The sequence below is a fragment of the Litoribaculum gwangyangense genome, from assembly GCF_039543505.1.
GTDB lineage: Bacteria > Bacteroidota > Bacteroidia > Flavobacteriales > Flavobacteriaceae > Litoribaculum > Litoribaculum gwangyangense.
The window spans coordinates 1-1,492 of sequence record NZ_BAABJW010000012.1; the positions used below are offsets into that span (position 1 = coordinate 1).

Here is a 1,492-nt window from a genome sequence, read left to right on the forward strand (position 1 = left end):
AAACTATAAACATAAAACTAGAGTCAGTGCTAAACTGAAAAGCTAAGGCGAAAATCCCCAACTGTTCATAGCCGAGACCGTTGGCAAACATTAGATGAAACGAAGTACTAAAATAATATTTTTCATTTTGGAATTAGTTTCTGGGGTTGGAATTGGAATACTCGGAACAAAATTAATTATTCCGAATAAGCCGACTCTGGATTTGAATTTATCTATTATAACCGCATTTCTGACAGTAATGCTCTTTGCGTTAATCGGAATTGGAATACCTGGATTTATTCACAGCCGATTGATTGATAGAAATAAATTATTCGGACTTGGGATTGGAAAAGCAACACTCGGACTTGGAATCGGACTTGTGCTTGCTGGAATTTTAAGTACACTAACTTATGGATTTTTACCTTACGCCTTTTCTTCTTTTATCATTCCAGTTTTAGTTCCAATACTATTTGGAGTAATCGGATTTAATAAAGGAATAAAAACGTTTGCCAACACCGTATAAAAATAATTGCTATTTTAGGCTTGCATTAAGGTCGTTGCAATTTTGCATACTTCTGATTTTCCTTCGGAAAATCCTCGCATACAAAACCGCAACTATTCTTATACATAAACGTTGGCTACAATTTCAAAAAATGACAGAATACTTCACAAAAGCCGAAACCAAAAAAATGCTAAAAAAAGCCGTCGAAGGCTACAGTAAATTTTTAGGCTTATCGGAAATTGGCCTGAAAAGTATTGCTGGTTTTGGATGGTATATTGATGGTCGAATAACAATGGGATATACGACCCATCTAATGGAAAAAGCAGTAGATGGTGACAGTGAATTTTTGGATAATTTTTTTGTTAAATATTATCGAGAGAATATCGACAGTTTGAGTGAAATTTTAAAAAATAGACAAGACACTCGACAGAAAATTATAATTGAAGCGTTGGATTGCCATAAAGAAAAAAAGTATTATGCATCCACTATCTTATTCTTGTCACAGGCAGATGGAATATGCAATGGACAACTATTTAGGACAAGAAAGGATAAAGAATCATTAAAAAAATTTCTATCGAAATCAGAGAACGGAAACTTTATAAATATTCTGTTAGGAATGATTACGGACGAAAGTGCAATTGATGTTGGATATTCAAAAAAAGAACAGTTTGACAGCAATCTGAATAGACATGCTGTAGTCCATGGTTTAGACGTGAATTTTGGTACAGAAAAGAATAGTTTAAAAGCTTTCTCACTTCTATGCTTTGTTTCAGACTTTGTGAATAGATATAAAAAACTGTAGCCAACAACGGCTATAGTTCATTACGGCTGAAATTCCTAATCGGAATTTCAAGCCTTTTTGCTAAATTTATGGTTACGGCGGAATGATACTCGCGCACCATTCCGTAACGAAACCATAGCCAAAACCGTTACCACACATTTGAGAAACACGATGGAGAAAAAAATAGTCGGAATAATAAATAAACATACTGAATCCCAAAAGCGGATTTG

Annotated in this window: 2 protein-coding genes; both read left to right on the forward strand. The window is 34.2% G+C overall.

Annotated features, from left to right (window positions below; translation table 11 throughout):
• Positions 1–94 precede the first annotated feature (94 nt).
• Positions 95–502: a hypothetical protein gene (locus tag ABD963_RS15065; RefSeq protein WP_345278279.1), complete on the forward strand. Its 408-nt coding sequence runs from the start codon at positions 95–97 to the stop codon at positions 500–502.
• 130 nt (positions 503–632) lie between these two features.
• The gene (locus ABD963_RS15070; protein WP_345278281.1) at positions 633–1,283 is read left to right on the forward strand and encodes a hypothetical protein; all 651 of its coding nucleotides are present in this window, start codon (positions 633–635) and stop codon (positions 1,281–1,283) included.
• The last annotated feature ends 209 nt before the right edge of the window (positions 1,284–1,492 follow it).

What these genes read in the sequence shown, in the direction of transcription:
- ABD963_RS15065 (WP_345278279.1), top strand. Translation starts at nt 95, where the DNA reads ATGAAACGAAGTACTAAAATAATATTTTTCATTTTGGAATTAGTTTCT.
- ABD963_RS15070 (WP_345278281.1), top strand. Translation starts at nt 633, where the DNA reads ATGACAGAATACTTCACAAAAGCCGAAACCAAAAAAATGCTAAAAAAA.